Source organism: Marinitoga hydrogenitolerans DSM 16785 (genome assembly GCF_900129175.1).
Taxonomy (GTDB): Bacteria; Thermotogota; Thermotogae; order Petrotogales; family Petrotogaceae; genus Marinitoga; species Marinitoga hydrogenitolerans.
Window position 1 is genome coordinate 98,435 of sequence record NZ_FQUI01000002.1, and the last position, 17,904, is coordinate 116,338.

Here is a 17,904-nt window from a genome sequence, read left to right on the forward strand (position 1 = left end):
TTGACTCATTGTTTTTTATTTTAATTTTCTTATTAACTTTATTGCATCTTGAGGACATACTTCATGGCAAACATAGCATCTGATACATATTGAATAATCTATAAATTTATCTTTATCAATATTAATCGCCTCAGCTGGACATCTATTTTCGCATATCTTACATTCTATACATTTGTTTTTATTTATTTTAGGTACTCTTTCAAAAACTCTTACTAAATTGGTTACCGTTTCAAAAATTGGTGCTGTCAAAGGTAATTTTATTTGTTCTCCTTCCCAATTAGAATCTAATTCATAACGTGGAATTAAACCTTTTCTCATCGCTTCTTTTATAATATACACATATTTTTCTTTCACATTTAATGCTTTTATTATTGCATGATCTAAAGCGTATGCATTTTCAGAAACACCCAAAACATTAAAATATTTCTTAATACCATTTGCCGGGCCATTACCTTCCATTCCTAATATACCATCCAGAATATTCAATGTTGGTTTTACTATATTATGTATATCTATTATAACATTAGCAAAATTAGTATTTGTCTTAGCTCTAAAATGCCATGCAGATTTTTCTTTCCCAACAACGCAACCAAATGTATTTTTCACTGCTAAAGTCATAATCATTTGAACATGCGTTTTTAATTTTGCTATATTTACAATCTTATCTGCTTCTAAAACCTTCCTTGAAATCATAATACCTTTAAAATTTTCCCCATCTATTTCAACTGGATCATCCAATTCCACAATAGGTACATCCAATCTCTTACAAACATCATATATACCATTTGCCTTAACCGCCTCTAAAGCTGTTCCTGTGGCCGGACTATCTCCAAGATATGGTTTAGTACCTAAATCAAGCAAAAATTTTAAAACTATTTCTACTATTTTTGGATGTGTTGTTATACCACTTTCAACACTTTTTGGAGATAACAAATTTGGTTTAACTAAAACTTTATCTCCCTCACTAAATCTATCTTCATACTTTTTTAAAACAGGCATTAATACATCTTCTGCATTATCATAACCAACACATTTTTTCAAATATACTTTCATTTAATCTCCCCCAATCCTTTTTCAAAAAATTTTAAAGTTTTCCTTAAAATAGATTTTCTATAAACATAAGAAGTTAAATGGCCACTTGGAATAGAATATAATTTCTTCCTAGTATTAATAGCATTATATAAATCCAATGTTGAATTTTTTGGAATAAAAATATCAAATAACGCTTTAAACATTACAGTTGGAGTTTTTATAAATTTAGCAAAAGTTAAAGGATCATACTCAAAACATGCAATTGGAGATTTATCTAACTCCACTTCAGGATTCTCCAATTTTTTCAAATAAACAGGATAATCATTTTGATGATATAACCTACACTTCTCGGGATTACATTCTTTATTTTCTTCATATTGAACTCTCAACACACCAGTTACAAAACTCTTCCATGTAATATGATAAAAATTACCTCCTGTAACCACCAAAGATAATCCTTTTATATCATTCCTCAAAGAAGCAGCTATAGTTGATACCATACCTCCAAAACTAAATCCCATTAAATATAAATCACCATCAAATTTTTCCTTTAAATAATTTAATGTTGTGAGTATATCCACAACAGAATGTTCAAAACGTGATCTTAAAATATAATTATTCGTTGTAGATAAAAACATTTCCCCACTTTTATAACCTTTTGGTGTTCTATCAAAATGATACGGTAATATCATCAAAGCACTATTATATCCCATTTTAGCGAAATTTTCAGGAAACCACTTTAAATATTTTAAATTTTTTGTACCCAAACCATGAATAAATAATAATGTTTTTTTTGTCCCTGCATTATATGTATATACAGAAATTTTCGATGATTCAGAAAATTCACAAGGATAATTTGATTTTAAAATCACCATCTCATTATTTTCTTTTAATATTATCGGATTATTATCATAATCTTTTGCAAATATCATGTTACACCTCTCAATTTATAGTATTTTGTGATATAAATAACTACTATATGTGGTAATTTTAAAGAAATATAAAGGAAAAATAAACAAAAGTAATATATAATAACTTTGCTACTATATATATCATATCATAAAATGGAGGGGATTATGGAAAAAATAAAAAGCTATTTCAAAGGTAAGTCCATACGAATAAATATAGAGGGGAATATTGGAAGTGGTAAAACTACGTTAGCTAATGCTTTGTTTTATAAATTAAACGCTGATGAACTCATATTAGAAGAATTTGAAAACAATCCATATCTTCCTCTATTATATAAAAATGAAGATGTTGGATTTCAAACAGAAATGTTTTTTTTAGTATCAAGATATAAACAATATCACAAAAATAATTATTCAAACCTCGTTATATCTGATTATGATATGTTAAAAAATAAAATATTCGCAAATATCACAATTACAAATCCTATTGAAAAAGAAAAATTTCTAAAAATCTATAACATCTTAACTGAAGATATAAAAAAACCAGATGTTTTAATTTATCTTGACACTAATGTTGATGTAATAGTAGAAAGAATCAAAAAAAGAAATAGAGATATGGAAAAAGTTATTGCAAGAGAATATTTGGAATTAGTCGATAATGGCTATAAAAATTATTTCTCTAAAGAAAAAGATTTTTTATATGTTGATGGAAACACCTTTAATGTTTTTGATGAAAAGGAATTAAAGAAATTATTAGAAAGAATAATTCAATATTTGGAGGGGAAAATATGGGTAAGATGATTGTATTAGCAGGAAATGTGGGAGCTGGAAAATCAACATTTACAAGAATATTATCTGAGAGATTAGGATTTACACCATATTACGAATCAGTAAGTGACAATCCATTTTTAGAAGACTTTTATGAAAATCAAAAAAAATGGTCTTATCATTTACAAACATTCTTTCTATTTCATAGATTTAACAGTATAAAAAAAATAATAGATAATGACGATAATGCTATATTAGATAGATCCATATATGAAGATGCTGAAATATTTGCAAAAAATTTATATAACAATGGCAAAATGAGCGAAAGAGAATATCAAACATATAGACAAATATTTTATACAATGCTTGAATTTTTAAAAAAGCCGGATTTATTAATATATATAAAAACAAGTGTAGATACTGTTGTTAAAAGAATTAAAAAAAGAGGTAGAGAAATGGAAATGCAAGTTCCTATAGAATATTGGAAACAACTTGATGACCTTTATATGGAATGGATAAGTAATTATAATCAGTCAAAAATATATGTTGTTGATGGCAATACAATTGATATCGTCGAAAATCCGGAATATATCGATAAAATTGTTGAAGATATTTCAGAAATATTAGAATTAGAAAATGTAAAATAGCCGCTAATTGCGGCTATTTTACATCTTAAATGAAATCTCTATAATTTGAAATTTATCCAAACTTCCCTCTTATAATGGCAGTAAGGTTGTTTCCCGGTTTTATCATAATAATCTTGATGATAATCTTCAGCTAAATAAAATTTTTTTGCTGGTTCAATTGATGTTGCAACAGTAAATTTTTCCGCCAAAGTTTTTTTTAATTCTTCTGCTATTTTTTTCTGATTCTCATTTGTATAAAATATAACACTTCTATATTGAGTTCCAATATCAGGCCCCTGCCTATTATATTCTGTGAAATCATGAATTTCAAAAAAATATTTAATTAAATCCTTTTCTGAGATTAAATCTTTATCAAAGATTATTTCGACTGTTTCAGCATGTCCTGTTCTGCCCGTACAAACATCTTCATATGTTGGATTTTCATAATTTCCACCCATATATCCAACATTGGTATCTAAAACTCCATTTAATTTTTTGAATAAATGTTCAACTCCCCAAAAACATCCAGCTGCAAAATATATTTTATCTAAATTACTCACAAAATCATCTCCTTCTAAAAAATTATATACTATTTTTATTATATCATATTATAATAAAAACACTTGTTATAACTTAATTTTGAATAATTTTTTTTAATAATTTGTTTATATGATATACAATTTCGCTAAGCAACGCAAAGTAAAATCAAGAACAAAATCATTTTTCTTTAAAAGTCAAAAAATTTTTATCAATATAAAAAACAAAAATATTATAATAAATGCCATTCCATAATTGGAACGACATTTATATTTTTAATTTTATATAACTTTTTCAACAATATAATCATCAATATTCCTTTTTTCAGAATTGACATTTATTCCTATTAAGTATATTTCATTTGCATTATCTATGTATTTTTCATAATACTTCTTTTCTTTTATTTGAGATATTGCGTCAATTGCACTTTTATCTATTTTTATTTCAAATAAATATATCTTGTCTTCATATTCTATTTTTTTTTCCTTTTATGTAATTGTATAAGAATGATGGGGATCCACTTTCAAACCAGTAATTTTGAAATTCTTGTTTTTGAAAGAATTTTAATATTGAAAATGGATTATAAACATAATGTTCTCCATCATTTGTAATTCTGTATTCCTATTGGTAATTTTTTCATCTAATCGCCTCCGTATACCTATATACATCCATTCTAATTATACTTCTACTTTTTTTCGTATAGCATAATTTAATAAAAAAATTTATGTGTAAAACTATTGATTAGAAATAAATTTTAAATTATAAATATAATTGATAATAATAAAAACACCTTTCCAAACAATTTGAAAAGGTGTTTTTTCCATTTTTTTACTATTAGTTATTTACCAATTAATTATTTACCAACAGAAAAACCAATTTTCAATCCAATAATAGGTGCAGTATAAGAAAGGTAATCAGCAAAATTAAAATAACCATACCCTAATAATGGTTCAATAAAAATTTTATTTTCACTATCTTTAAAAATATATTTATAACCAAAACCTCCACTCAAACCATATCCAATAGCAGTAGCGGAATCAGCATAGGAACTTACGGAAATAACAGCAACTCCAATATCTACAAATCCATATAAACTAGAATTATCAAAATATAATTTTGGACCACCACCAAAACCTACAATCATCATATCATAAGCAGAAATTGACGTAAATAAAACCGAAGAACGAATTTCAAAACCATTTGATGAACCAGGTTCTTTTATTTCTATACGAGCATTAGGTATTCCATTGATTAATGATATTGTTTCAATAGATACTGAAATATTTGATCCAAATATAAAAACATTAAATAGAACTATTAACATAAAAAATATAAATTTTTTTTTCATAAACTCGCCCCTTTCTTACTGATGACTTTGGTTATTTTTATTTTTTTGAAAAGCTTAAAGATAGTTCCCCATATTTTTCACCATCGATTGTAATAATCATAGTCGCACTCATTGTATTTCCATTAACTTTTCCAGAAATAGAAAGTGCCATTGTACTTCCGTTACTTTCCTCTTCAATTTTAAATGAAAAATTTCCTTCATTATCTATTTTTCCATTTGAAAAAAACAAAGTATAGGTACCCAAACTCGAGCTTTCATAATATTCTCCGCTAAAATTTTCTCCATTTTGTGTTTTTATTTTAATTTGGAGTGTAGTTGTGTAGTCCCCGTTTTTAACTATTGATTCCCAAGTCCCTCTAATATCTGGCGGCGATTTAAAAACTACACAGGATGTTAACCCAACAACAATGGAAAAAATGAACAACAGTAAAAATACTCTTTTCATCCTAATCCCCCTTCCTAATTTTTTAAATTAAAAAATATATATGTTACATACATTTACAATTATATCATTTAATAATTGTATTGTCAACTATATCAAATATTTTATATAAAATTTTCTATATTTTTCACGTGATAAATAATTATACACATCGCAATTAATATTTTTCAATAAAATTTAATAAAAACAATAAGAAAGTATTAGAATAAAAAATGTTGAGAATAAAGCGATGTTATGTATATTTAAAATTTCTATTATTTTAAATATAAACTTTTTGGTCTTTATAAAAATACTTGAAAATTTTTATTAAAATATGTATTATTACTCCTTTTAAATAAAAAAATTATTATCATCTAATTTTTTTTATTATTATATTGACTTGATACTAAAAAATCTTTATAATAAATATAATAGCCAATTATATGAGGGGTGATGTTTGTGAAAAAAATTTCTTTATTATTATTTTTGTTACTCACTATTATAAATTTTGGAGTAGAAAAAACTCCATATGTAACTTTTTTCGGCTTGGGATATGCAGCATGGGAAGATGCTATGTTAGGAAACTCATTCTCTTCTTCATCTATTGAATATAGCGTTTTAATTCCAAATTTGTCAGATAGAATAGGATTAGGCATACATGTATTCTATTCCATTGGATATAAAAAAGATCTTTTTGATGATAATTTAGTATGGGTGTCTTCCATTGGAGGGTTTGGAATAAGTACAAATATAGATTTAGGATATATAGGGGGAATTATGAAAAAAAGCTATTTAGAATTAGGCATCACTGGAGCTTTAGATGGAATTTATGGATTTTTACTAGGTATGAATGGTCCATTTAATAATAAATATAGTTTTGGATTTAGAGGATTTTATAGTTTTGACATGGATAAATACATGTCAACAACTCTTTCATTCGGAATAAATTTTTAATGTATATTTATAAACAAATACTGTATTCAAAAAGAATACATAATACATATTTTTATATTGTTTGAAAAATCAATAATATTAAATATAAAAATAATTTTCTTCTCTATATTTTTAATTGTAAAAAAAATATTTCATTAGTATATTTTTCCAATTCAAAATTATTTTTAAAAAGCAAGTTTGATATTTTCGATAATAACACTGGTTGCAATATTATTTCTGATTTATATTTATTATTAGCCGGATTTTTAAATTTAATTTTTTGAATTATAGCTGTCTCATTCATTGTTGGATATAAAATTTTCACCTGGTTGCTTTCAACCCCACTAAACGAATATATTGTTAATTGATATAACATTTCTCTTGGTAAAGGTTTTTCCCATAAATCTCTATATTTAGCATCTATAAATAAAATGACTTTATCCTTTTTTAAAACTGCAAAATCTGGTCTTATTTTTGGATTATTCCTTCCTTTAGGATTAAACGATTTATCATATTCAAATAAATTTGAGAGAACATATTCTTTTTTTATATTATAATTAATTAAAAATTCATCAGCTAATTTTGATAATAAATCTTGAAAGAACTTGTTCATATCAAAGAAAAATCCGTTAAAATAATGCATAGAATTTTCCATGCTTAAACCTTTTACCTCAAATAATAATTTGATTATATTTAACGCCGGTAAATAATGACTATTCAATCTATTGATCATACTAAATGCTTTTTTGATGTTATTATTATTAATTTTTATATGATTTGTATGCTCAGATATTAATCTATAAAAAAGAGAGAGTTTTTGTTTTAATGAAGAAGAATCGGTCATTTGTAAGGCTAATTTCAATCCTGCTATTAAAAGAGAATTTAATAAATTATCAGAATTTCTTTCATAATATATGCAAGGCAAAGCATCGGGTGGCGGATATTTTTTTGAATACAATCTGTTAATATCTATAATCCCTCTTGGTGATTTCAAATAGTCATTTTGTCTTTTATAAAATCTTATTAAACCTAATCTGTATATTGTTTCAATTTCTAAATATAGTTGATAAATAAGAATATCAAAAAAATTTGTTTTTTTTAAACTATATAATGATTTTTCTAAAATTTTTAAATCCTTTAAGTTATATGTATATTTTAATAACCTTAATAAAGGTAATTTATCTATTTTTGTTATTACTTTAATTTGAACATTTTCTATTTCTATTTTACCTACATATGAAAAGCTCCGAATTCTTAATCCTTTTTTTAATTCATCTATCTGTAATATTTTTTTCTCTTTTAATTTTTCTACTATTTTCTGTGATTTGTAATTTTTAAAATAAAAATTAATTAAACCATTTTTATAATTAGGAAGTATTTCCTGCCATTCATTTAAAAGTATTTTAATCATTTTAATCCCCTTTTAGTAACTCTTTAGAATTTTCCACCAAAGCATCAATAAATTCCTCTTTGCTTGCCTCTTCAAGAAATTTATAATTGATGGATTGATTTTTAATATCAATAAAAGAACTTCCTAAAATCTTTTTAATTATTTCATAATCTTCATAACAATATTCTTCGATTAAAGGAATAATATCTTCTTGAATAACTCTTTTAAATTTTTCAAAATCCTTAATGGGTTTTCCATTTTCCATAAAATAAGAGTGCCCAATTTGGAGATTTCTTGCATCTTTTCCTAAACAAGCTATAATTTTTTCATTCAAACTTTTTAACCATTTATCCAAAGGTAAATTCTCAATCATAAATCCAGAAAAAATTGAATAATCTGGCATCAATTCAATAAATCCAAATCTTCTTCTTAGAGCTATATCAATTAAAGCAATAGAACGATCTGCAGTATTCATCGTCGCAATAATATATACATTTTCTGGAACAAAAAAAATTTCTCCAGATAAGGGTAAAATAGCTTTTTTCCCTCTTTTATTTATTTCTAAAAGCGTGATTAATTCACCAAAAATTCTTGAGATATCTCCTCTATTAATTTCATCTATTATTAAAAAGTACTTTTTATCATGATTTTCATTAGCATCTTTGCATATTTTTTTAAAAATACCTTCTTTTAAAGAAAAAAAAGTCTGATTATTTTTAATATTTGTTTTGATCCCTTCTATAAAATCTTCATATCCATATGATGGATGAAAAGTACAGAATTTTACTAAAGAATCATTATCACCATAAATTTGAATTAATTCACCAGCGTTCAATTCATTAAAACTCTTATTAAATGCAGATTCCGAAGCTAATTCTAAACAAGTTTTCTCAGCCCAATAAGTTTTTCCCGTTCCAGGTGGTCCATACAATATAACTTGTTTTTTCCTCTCCAATACTTTTTTTATTTTTTGTAAAATCAGAGACGTGTCAATTTTTGGTTTAATTGATTCTGTTGAATTTTCAAACATTTTTTCAATTTTAATAATATCTTCCGTTTTATTAACTTTTGTAATAGAAAAATTAACATTAATCTTTAAATCATATTTTGAAGGATCAAAAAATTTTTCCCATTTAATAGCTTTACTATGTTGAAACTTTTCATTTTTTTTAAATTCATAAGGCCCCTTAATTTTCCCTATTCCTAAAACTCTATTTTTTCTTAAAAGAACAATAGTATCATTTATATCAATATCAAAATAAAAGCTTACAATTTCAGTTATTTTTTTCTCTATATCCGTATTAACAACTAACCCTTTTGAAATCAAAAAATCTTGAATATATTTTTTTGCATCTGTTTTATTTTTGAAATCCATATTATCAAGGTTATCCAAAGCTTGAAAATCATAAAAAATATAATTTTCATCAAACATTATTTCTTCATCATTTTTTTGGTTATTTAAAGAAAAAATCCAATAATTATGCACATGACCAAAAACTTCCAATAAAACAGCCGTATAATGAGATGTTGGAATACCAAGTTTTTTAGCTTTAGAAGTAAATTTATTGGATAAATAATATAATCCTTTTTTTTCTTCAAAGTTTATTTTTAATTTTCGCAAATAAAATTTTTGGAGTTTTTCTACATGAAAATTGTCTATTTTTTCAGGGAATAATAAATGATAATATTTATGTATCCATGCGTAATTAGAATATTGTTCTAAAATTTTATCAAGTTCTTCTTGTAATTCAGTGTATGTACTATCTTCATAATTATTCAGATTGTTTTCAATGAACGAGATCCCTTTTAGAAGGCGATCTTTTATATATTCTGCTTTTTTTACAGCTTGATTTATATTAACAGATTTCATCTTTCTTGTACTACCAATGATCCAATCACCAGTTTTTTTGCTTTTAAAAATTCCAAATTTCAAGGCTGAGCCTCCAGCAATACTACCGAAATTCTTTGTTTGAAATTCCTCATCGTTTTTATATTCTAACCAATAATTTAGAGTATCTTTTCTTCCCTGATCAAAAACATATTCTAATAATTCTTCTCCTTTTAAATTCTTTAATACATCTGGTCCAAATTTTTCTCTAAATAATTTATACTGTTCATCTAAATCTCTTTCTGTTACAATAATTCCATTTTCTATTAATTCATCTCTTAATTTTAAAATATCGTCGTTTTTTAAAATCATAAAACTTCCCCCTGATCATTTAAAAATTATTCTTCTTCAAAATAATCCGTATCAATTTTTTTTATTTCAAAAGAACTTTGCACATAAACACCCACATTAAAATCAATCATAAGATTAGCAAAGAGTTCTCCATCAATTAATACAATCTTTTTATTATTTAATCCCCTGACATAATCAATAGCATCTTTTGTAAAAGAAGAAGTAGTTATAAAAATCCCTTTATTTGCTCCAGGAGTATCTAACGCACCTGAAAATTTTTGTATTTCGGGTCTTCCTACTATTTGATTTTTATCCCATTTTTTCGCCTGTATATATATTTTATCTAAACCAAGTCTATCTTCATTAATTATTCCATCAATGCCACCATCTCTCGTCTTTTTTGTATTTCTTTTGGCATTTTCAAAATTTCCTCCATATCCCATTTTTACCAAAACATCTAGAACAATTTTTTCGAATTTATCAAAAGATACTTTATATAAATAACTAAGTAAATCTTCAACCAATGAGCTTCTGAATTCTAGATAGGCTTCCTCAATTAATTCTTGTGGAGTTTTATTTTTTGTTTGAGTGTTATCGTTCCTGTTTTTTGAATTATTACTACCTTGATAAAATTCCTTAAAACTTTCATAATTTAACAAAAGTTTTTTATCAATATTTTTTGGTTTTTCTTGTAATAATTTCATACCTTCTTCTGTTATTTTAAATTTTCCTCTTTCAATATTTTTCAATAAACCAGATTTTTCCAAATACGTTTTTGCCCAACTAATCCTATCGTAAAATACTTTTTTCCCACTTTTTAATGTTTTATTTAAGTCTGCATCTGTTAGTTCCAATTGTTTAGCTAATTCTTTTTCACATGTTTTTAAATTATAAATTTTCTTATCGGATATTAAATTCAATAAGGGCAACATTAATTTATCATATGTAGGTATAGCCATAATTCCACCTCAGATTATTTAATAATTTTTTGTTTCTCAATTGACTCCTAAAGATTTAAATACAGCATCAATTGGATCATTATAAAATATCATTTGAATTTTTGTAACTAATTCTGTTGGAACCGTTGCTAAATCTGCTGCTGAAGATGCAGGAATTAATATTCTTTTTATTTAACAATTTTCATTAAGGCATCATAATTATCTACTACACCATATTTAATTTTTTTGTCTTCAAAAATACTATTTAAAATTTCAAAATGCTTTTTTGCATATTCTATTTTTAACCTTTCTTTTTCTCTAATCTCCATACTATCCAAACTTCCCTTAGTTTCAGCAATAAAATATATTTTTTTTTCATCACCGTTTTGTATAACTATTGCCCAGTCAGGATTATAATTCCCAACAGGTGTTTCTATTTTAAAATCACTTGGTAATTTTGCATATACTTTTATTTCCGTTCCAATTTCAAGGACACTTTCAGCAAACTTTCTTTCAATTTTTGAATCAAATTTCAAATAATTATATATATGCTTTTCTACTTTTATTACATTTTCATCCAATTTCCCCTCAAATTTTTTTATAGTAAAAATACTATTATCATAAGTTTCTTCTGTCAAATTGTATTTTATATTTTCAATTAATGTTGTACCTATTTCATTATTTATCAAATTAGAAACTTTTATTATAAATTTTTAGTTTTTTTAATCAAAATAAAGTATCTCTAACAGCAAGTTCATTTAATCTGCAATTATTAGCAATATCTTCAATATCTGCTCCGCTTTTTTCTAAATTATAAAATTGTTTTTCACCTACAATCAAATATTCCCAAGTTTTATTATCTCTTAGCTCTGGACTTATATTATTAATTCTTTTTACATAATCAATTGCTGCTTTTTGTTTTTGTATAACATTTGGATTTTTTAAATCTTTTGATGCTTTTGTCTCGATAATAAATATATTTTTATCCGTTTCTACCAAAAAATCGGGATAATAATGAGACATCAAGCCATCTGTTCTGAAGTATATAATTGTTGCAAAATCATGTTTATATTCCATTATTTTTATAAATTTATTAACTTTACTATCTCTATCTAAAAATTCCAAAAAATTTTTTTCAAATATTCCTTTATTTGATGGATATGGAGTTTTTTCATATATTGTCTTTTGCAGGTCTAAAAGATATGTGCTTCTTGCATTAAAACTGCTTATTTCACTAAAATATTTTTTCTTTATAACAGCACTATTTATTTTTAGATTCATATGAATATCATTTATAACTTTACTAAAAACCTTAATTATATGTTCTGTTACAAAATTATTTCTGTGTAATAAAATACGATAATTTTCATCTTCAAATGGATTAAAAGGTTCACCAAACAATTTTGTTCTGATATAAATATCTATCCATCTAATTATTTCATCTTTGAAAACTTGAAGAATTGGAAATTCCTTTTTTCTTCCTCTCTTTATACTTTGTTTACTATTTAAAATTATATTAATAAGTTTTTGTAAATATTCATTATAGCTATTAGCTTTAAACAAATCCGCATTTACTTGATAATCTCCAAAAGTAGTTTTTACAGTTAACTCTTCACTATAAAATGTTTCACCTTTTAAAATAAAAGATTTTAACTTTTCTAAACTAAAATACTGAAAACCTTCTAACTTATTTATATCTATTTGTGGAAGTTCTAATGTTTTTTCTTCATCTTGCTCTATTTCAATAAAATACATATCATATTTTTTATAATTCTCTTTTAATTCAACTTTTACAATATCACCAATAGATTGACCTTCTTTTGGTATATTTTTATCAATTCCATATTCATCACTTGCTAATTCCCTATCATAAAATTCCATGAAAGAAGGATGTTCTATAATACTTAAAACATCAAGATAAGAATTTGGCGATTTTTTTTCTACTAAAACTCTTATTCTATTCTCTCTTTTTATATCCTCAAATTCTTTTCCTCTAAACATAAGCCTTAATCCTCTACCGATTGTTTGTTCCAATAAAATTGAAGAAGCAGTAGAACGAAGAGGTACAATCACACAAACATTATTTACATCAAAACCTTCTTTCAACATTAAAACTGATATTATAATTTTAGGTTTATCATATTTATCTACATTAAATAATCTTTGTTTTATACTCTCCCATTCCTCTTTTTTAACCTCCCCTTTTTTATTAGAATGAATACTTACAAAATCATCTGCATTTATACCAATTTCTAATAAAAAATCTTCAACTAAAGATACTACTTCTGTATCTTCACACATTATAAGCATTTTTGGATATTTTGGTGTAGCAAGTTTGGAAAAATCTTTTTCTAATATTTCAAGTTTTTTAATACCTGCTTGAATCATTATTTTTTGTCCATCACTTAATGCAATAGGTTTATTATTTTTTTCATCTCTTATAGCTTTAAAATCAAGAGGAAGTGATGCAATCTCTTTTCTTTTATCAATAGTTATCATTTTAACAAGTCCATCTCTTATAGCGCTATGTAAATCAAAATCAACAACTATATGAGGAAAATAGTGTTTTGTTCTTTTTTGTCCACTTCCAGTTACATCATAAGGAGTTGCACTAAAATCTATTTGAGAGAAGAATTTTTTATTTTTAGATATATAATTAAGACTCTTTTGCCATTCAACTTCTTTAACTTCTCCTGCAGATTTATTTTCATGAATATGATGAGCTTCATCATTCATTATAATTAAATTATTTAATGAAGCTAAATATTCAATTTCGCTTCCTCTAAAATATCTATTATCAAGTGCATCTAAACTATTACCTGCACTTTTTCCAGGCCTTGCAGGAAGCAATTCTTCTATAATTATACTTGGATTTTCAAAAGGATTTTCATCTTCTGTTTCATCTAACATAAATAAATGCCAATTAGCAATAGCAATCATACCATCACCAGTTACTTTTTTGCCTATTTCATCTTTTTTTACAACACTATTTTGCAAAAACGCAAAAACTACTTCTCTATATCTTTCAGGTAAAAACAATTCTTGATTTTTATATATATCACTTGTTTCGAATTCTCTAAATTTTTCCTCATTTTCTTTGCCTAAGTAACTATCAAGTAGTCTTTCATATACAATAAGTCCGGGAGCTATAAATAAAAAATTTTTTGAGTATCTTTTATTTTCATTATTATTAATTGCATTCAAATATTGCCAAATCAAAAAAGCATTCATAACCCAAGTTTTACCAGTTCCTGTTGCCATTTTTATTGCATATTTAGCAAATTGATATTTTTCTTTTGCTAAAAGTTCTATGTTTATTTCATTTAAAAGCATTTTGTCTACTTTTTGATATATATCTAATACTGTTTCTACTTTTAAAATTTCATGTAAATAAATAGTATTCAATATTGCTTGTTTTTGACCTCTGTGAAAATTAATTTCTCTATTTGTCGTATGTGGTTCACAAAACCAGAAAGTCAAAAGATCTTTTGTTGTAGGGGTTACTAATTCTAAAAACTCACCACTCTCCCATAATTCATTTACATTTTCTGTAATCTTTTTTGCTAACTTTAAAGGTACGCTTCCTGTTAGTGTATTTGTAGGCATTGGCATATTACACCTCCACTTTTACAATAGATTCAAATCCAAACACATCAACCGCTTTTACCATTACAACTCTTTTATCTTTTTTAGGAAGAATTAATTTAGTTTCATTTATTACATGAAATTCATCATTATCATTTGCAGTATTTTCTCTATAATCTTGCCAAACACTTCTAAAAGTTTCTCCATCAAAATCCGGGTCTATTGCCCAATATTCTATAAGAGCTAATGGGTCATTTTTCATAATCTCTTGTAATACTTTTTTATCTTTCTCTTCTAATGGCACATTGTCAGGACTAAGAAGCACATAATTATCAAGTTTTATTGTTAATTCTTCCATACTCTCATCAATTTCTCTTCTTTCAACTGGCTTAATTGTCAAATATTGCAGTGATGAAAATCTAATTTTCCCACTATTTACAAGTTCTTTGTATCCCGATTTTGTTTTTAATCTATCAATTAAATCTGGCGGAATTACTAAAACTTCAAGATTTTTATCATCGAGTTCTTTTATCGCAGCACTAATATCATAAGCAAAATTCCATCCAAGCACTATTACCTTATCCCATCCACCAAGTAAGTTATCTCTAAGTTCTATTGCTTTTTTTAAAGTCGCACGACCAGTTAGTTTATTTGGGCTATCTACATAAATTAGAGTTTTACTCTCTTTTATATACCCTAAATTTTTTGGATGTCCTTTCCCAAAAGGAATAGCTCCTCTTCCCTCATCATCTACAAATAAACTAATTACTACTTGTGCTAAATCTCCAATTCTTCTAAATAGTTTTGAAGATGAAAACATTTCTTTTTGATAATCTCCAACTGATTGATATAAAAATGGCTTAGCATTATTATCGATAAGTCTCTTTCTTGTAATTAAACAAGCAGGTTTTCCAATATCACTTACAATCCAGCGACGACCAAGTTTCTCAGCAACAGCAGCAGTTGTGCCACTTCCTACAAAAAAGTCTGCTACTATGCTATCTTCATTTGATGACGCTTTTATAATTCTTTCAAGTAGCTTCTCGGGTTTTTGAGTGGCGTAATTTAAATATTCTTTTGAATTGCCTTTTAAAACAGGAATATTCCACCAATCTTCAGGAATTTTTCCATTTTCTTTAAGTTGAACCCCCTGACCTCCTGTCATTTTACTTGCATTACCAGCATAACCTGCCCTTGCTAAACTAGATTCAGCATAGGGTATTCTAATGTCATCTGCATTAAAAATAACATCTTTTTCTTTTTTATAAAATAAAATAATATCATGAACTCTGGAAAAATTTTTTTGATTAGGAACAGCGGGACGTGTATAACACCACACAATCTCATTAACAAAATTTTCCTTCCCAAAAATATTATCAAGTAAAATTTTCACATAATGCCCCACATGCCAATCGATATGCACATAAATACTACCTCTTTCACTCAAAAGCTCTCTCATTAATACAAGTCTTGGATACATCATTTTTAAATAACTAACAGTTCCATATTTCCAAGTGTCAGCATAAGCAAATTGTTCTATTACCGTTGGCTTTTGAGTGATTTGCTTATTAGGCAGTTTTATTTTTGTTTTATAATCAGCTTTACTATCAAATGGAGGGTCAATATAAATTAAATCAATTTTACCTCTGTAACCATTCGCAAGTAATGCTTGCATTACAAGTAAATTATCTCCATAAATCAGTCTATTTTGTGCCTCTAAATCCATATTTCCAATTATGTTTCCAAAGATACTCACTTCATCTTTATTAGGAATCACTAATTCATTCGTTTGAAGCCTAAGTGCATTCCCTTTTTCGATCTTTTCAAGAATTTTCTCAGCTTCTACTTTTCCTTCTTTTACAATTTTTGGCAATTCTTCAATTAGTGATAGTGGCATAATCTTTTTTCCCCTTTCTTTTAAACTTTATTTATTTTTATACTTTCTCCAACTTTATTGACTTTATTATCAAATATCATTTGCTCATTCAAAAGAAACACCTCTTTTTTAATTAGTGTTTTTTGTATTTCAATTTTAAACTTAGACTATATTTTTAATATCTAACCGATACTTTTTTACACAAAATTTTAACATTTACTACATTTAAATTATATCATTTTTTCTTTAAAAGTCAAAAAATTTTTATCAATATAAAAAACAAAAATATTATAATAAATGCCATTCCATAATTGGAACGACATTTATATTTTTAATTTTATATAACTTTTTTAACAATATAATCATCAATATTCTTTTTTTCAGAATTGATATTTACTCCTATTAAGTATATTTCATTTGCATTATCTATGTATTTTTCATAATACTTCTTTTCGTATTCACCCCTTGCAAGATTTGGACAAAAAATAAGAAAGTGATATCATAAAATTGAAAAAAAGAAAGGGGTGTTTTTTAATGAGAAAACGAACTAATTATGAACCTGAATTTAAGTTTGGCTTTTTCAGCAAAGCTGAAAAGATTTATTTTTCTTTATTATAAAATCATTTAATCCTATTAACTGCTGTAAGCAGTTAAAGAATATCTTTCTGATGATTCATTAACTCCAACATATTTTGCTTTGCAAAATAGAAATATGTAAAAATTTTAATTATATAAAATATTTTTTATCTTCGATAAAAATGGGTTAAAAAATATAAAGATTCTGGTTATGACGATAATGTGTTTCATTCAAAAAAAGGTCGTCCTAGTTCTATGATTTCGGATATTTCTAAATCATGCTGCGCAAGCTGTATGATTTTTTATTTTATAAATTTTTTATATATGTTATATATATATTAATTTTTTCTACTTATTTTTGCGAAGCAAAATGCTTTGGTATTATTAAGTCTAATTCAAATAATACTAATGATTCTGCTGTTTTAGAGAAAAAACTTAAATATTATGAACGTCTTCTTCTTGAAAAAGAACTTCTTATTAAAATGCAAGAGGATGAAATTAATTTTTTGAAAAAAAAACGACAACAACAAAGAAAGTAACTTTTATTGGAGATTTACTGCTTATTAATAAATATACTAACTTTGGTGTTTCTTTAGACTATTTGCTTAATCATTATAAGATTAAACGTAGCACTTTCTATTTTAAATCAAGATTGTTTTTTGCAGTTAATCGTTATAATAGGAAAAATAAATGTTTTAAAGGTTATTCTTTGAATACTAAAGGTGAAAAGATTTATGATGTGCATATTAAAAAACTACTTGTTGATTTGTTATCGATTGATGATCCT

Annotated in this window: 14 protein-coding genes and 1 pseudogene; 3 read left to right on the forward strand and 12 right to left on the reverse strand. The window is 25.5% G+C overall.

Going from position 1 to position 17,904, the window contains the following annotated elements; all coding sequences use genetic code 11:
- Positions 1 to 15 precede the first annotated feature (15 nt).
- Together BUA62_RS01265 and BUA62_RS01270 are read right to left on the reverse strand one after the other, a co-directional pair.
- Complete coding sequence (locus BUA62_RS01265) at positions 16 to 1,053, reverse strand: DUF362 domain-containing protein (protein ID WP_084670644.1); 1,038 nt, start codon at positions 1,051 to 1,053, stop codon at positions 16 to 18.
- Positions 1,050 to 1,964, reverse strand: coding sequence for an alpha/beta hydrolase (locus tag BUA62_RS01270; protein WP_200782269.1), 915 nt, complete (start codon positions 1,962 to 1,964; stop codon positions 1,050 to 1,052). Before BUA62_RS01270 ends, BUA62_RS01265 begins: the two co-directional genes overlap by 4 nt.
- 144 nt (positions 1,965 to 2,108) lie before the next feature.
- Here BUA62_RS01270 and BUA62_RS01275 point away from each other — a divergent pair, with 144 nt between their 5' ends.
- Positions 2,109 to 2,741 carry a deoxynucleoside kinase gene (locus tag BUA62_RS01275; protein WP_072862611.1) on the forward strand — a complete coding sequence of 211 codons (633 nt, stop codon included), beginning with the start codon at positions 2,109 to 2,111 and terminating at the stop codon, positions 2,739 to 2,741.
- Positions 2,729 to 3,355 carry a deoxynucleoside kinase gene (locus BUA62_RS01280; RefSeq protein ID WP_072862613.1) on the forward strand — a complete coding sequence of 209 codons (627 nt, stop codon included), beginning with the start codon at positions 2,729 to 2,731 and terminating at the stop codon, positions 3,353 to 3,355. Before BUA62_RS01275 ends, BUA62_RS01280 begins: the two co-directional genes overlap by 13 nt.
- Before the next feature lie 38 nt (positions 3,356 to 3,393).
- Here BUA62_RS01280 and msrA read toward each other — a convergent pair whose 3' ends face one another.
- The 4 genes and pseudogenes from msrA to BUA62_RS01300 form a co-directional block, all read right to left on the reverse strand.
- Complete coding sequence (gene msrA, locus BUA62_RS01285) at positions 3,394 to 3,894, reverse strand: peptide-methionine (S)-S-oxide reductase MsrA (protein ID WP_072862615.1); 501 nt, start codon at positions 3,892 to 3,894, stop codon at positions 3,394 to 3,396.
- Between the two features lie 258 nt (positions 3,895 to 4,152).
- Positions 4,153 to 4,474: pseudogene (locus BUA62_RS11905) on the reverse strand (PD-(D/E)XK nuclease domain-containing protein); the annotation flags it as partial.
- Between the two features lie 250 nt (positions 4,475 to 4,724).
- Positions 4,725 to 5,219: a hypothetical protein gene (locus BUA62_RS01295; RefSeq protein ID WP_072862617.1), complete on the reverse strand. Its 495-nt coding sequence runs from the start codon at positions 5,217 to 5,219 to the stop codon at positions 4,725 to 4,727.
- Between the two features lie 37 nt (positions 5,220 to 5,256).
- On the reverse strand, positions 5,257 to 5,664 hold the full coding sequence (locus tag BUA62_RS01300; protein ID WP_072862619.1) for a hypothetical protein: 408 nt from the start codon (positions 5,662 to 5,664) through the stop codon (positions 5,257 to 5,259).
- 435 nt (positions 5,665 to 6,099) lie between these two features.
- Here BUA62_RS01300 and BUA62_RS01305 point away from each other — a divergent pair, with 435 nt between their 5' ends.
- Positions 6,100 to 6,594 carry a hypothetical protein gene (locus BUA62_RS01305; protein WP_072862621.1) on the forward strand — a complete coding sequence of 165 codons (495 nt, stop codon included), beginning with the start codon at positions 6,100 to 6,102 and terminating at the stop codon, positions 6,592 to 6,594.
- Between the two features lie 103 nt (positions 6,595 to 6,697).
- Here the strand turns inward: BUA62_RS01305 and BUA62_RS01310 are convergent, their stop codons facing one another.
- The 6 genes from BUA62_RS01310 to BUA62_RS01335 form a co-directional block, all read right to left on the reverse strand.
- Positions 6,698 to 7,984 (reverse strand): McrC family protein, encoded by a 1,287-nt coding sequence (locus BUA62_RS01310; protein ID WP_072862623.1) that lies wholly within the window; start codon positions 7,982 to 7,984, stop codon positions 6,698 to 6,700.
- A 1-nt stretch (position 7,985) separates the two neighbouring features.
- Positions 7,986 to 10,163: an McrB family protein gene (locus BUA62_RS01315; protein WP_072862625.1), complete on the reverse strand. Its 2,178-nt coding sequence runs from the start codon at positions 10,161 to 10,163 to the stop codon at positions 7,986 to 7,988.
- 26 nt (positions 10,164 to 10,189) lie between these two features.
- Positions 10,190 to 11,101 carry a restriction endonuclease gene (locus BUA62_RS01320; RefSeq protein WP_072862627.1) on the reverse strand — a complete coding sequence of 304 codons (912 nt, stop codon included), beginning with the start codon at positions 11,099 to 11,101 and terminating at the stop codon, positions 10,190 to 10,192.
- Positions 11,102 to 11,268: 167 nt separating this feature from the next.
- On the reverse strand, positions 11,269 to 11,769 hold the full coding sequence (locus BUA62_RS01325) for a restriction endonuclease (RefSeq protein ID WP_072862629.1): 501 nt from the start codon (positions 11,767 to 11,769) through the stop codon (positions 11,269 to 11,271).
- A gap of 37 nt (positions 11,770 to 11,806) precedes the next feature.
- On the reverse strand, positions 11,807 to 14,692 hold the full coding sequence (locus BUA62_RS01330) for a DEAD/DEAH box helicase family protein (protein ID WP_072862631.1): 2,886 nt from the start codon (positions 14,690 to 14,692) through the stop codon (positions 11,807 to 11,809).
- 1 nt (position 14,693) lies between these two features.
- On the reverse strand, positions 14,694 to 16,562 hold the full coding sequence (locus BUA62_RS01335) for a site-specific DNA-methyltransferase (RefSeq protein WP_072862633.1): 1,869 nt from the start codon (positions 16,560 to 16,562) through the stop codon (positions 14,694 to 14,696).
- Positions 16,563 to 17,904 lie beyond the last annotated feature (1,342 nt).

Excerpts from the sequence above, each read along its gene's own strand:
- BUA62_RS01270 (WP_200782269.1), bottom strand. The coding sequence starts at position 1,964 with ATGATATTTGCAAAAGATTATGATAATAATCCGATAATATTAAAAGAA.
- BUA62_RS01310 (WP_072862623.1), bottom strand. The coding sequence starts at position 7,984 with ATGATTAAAATACTTTTAAATGAATGGCAGGAAATACTTCCTAATTAT.
- BUA62_RS01335 (WP_072862633.1), bottom strand. The coding sequence starts at position 16,562 with ATGCCACTATCACTAATTGAAGAATTGCCAAAAATTGTAAAAGAAGGA.
- BUA62_RS01295 (WP_072862617.1), bottom strand. The coding sequence starts at position 5,219 with ATGAAAAAAAAATTTATATTTTTTATGTTAATAGTTCTATTTAATGTT.
- BUA62_RS01265 (WP_084670644.1), bottom strand. The coding sequence starts at position 1,053 with ATGAAAGTATATTTGAAAAAATGTGTTGGTTATGATAATGCAGAAGAT.
- BUA62_RS01320 (WP_072862627.1), bottom strand. The coding sequence starts at position 11,101 with ATGGCTATACCTACATATGATAAATTAATGTTGCCCTTATTGAATTTA.
- BUA62_RS01330 (WP_072862631.1), bottom strand. The coding sequence starts at position 14,692 with ATGCCAATGCCTACAAATACACTAACAGGAAGCGTACCTTTAAAGTTA.
- BUA62_RS01300 (WP_072862619.1), bottom strand. The coding sequence starts at position 5,664 with ATGAAAAGAGTATTTTTACTGTTGTTCATTTTTTCCATTGTTGTTGGG.
- BUA62_RS01280 (WP_072862613.1), top strand. The coding sequence starts at position 2,729 with ATGGGTAAGATGATTGTATTAGCAGGAAATGTGGGAGCTGGAAAATCA.
- BUA62_RS01315 (WP_072862625.1), bottom strand. The coding sequence starts at position 10,163 with ATGATTTTAAAAAACGACGATATTTTAAAATTAAGAGATGAATTAATA.
- BUA62_RS01275 (WP_072862611.1), top strand. The coding sequence starts at position 2,109 with ATGGAAAAAATAAAAAGCTATTTCAAAGGTAAGTCCATACGAATAAAT.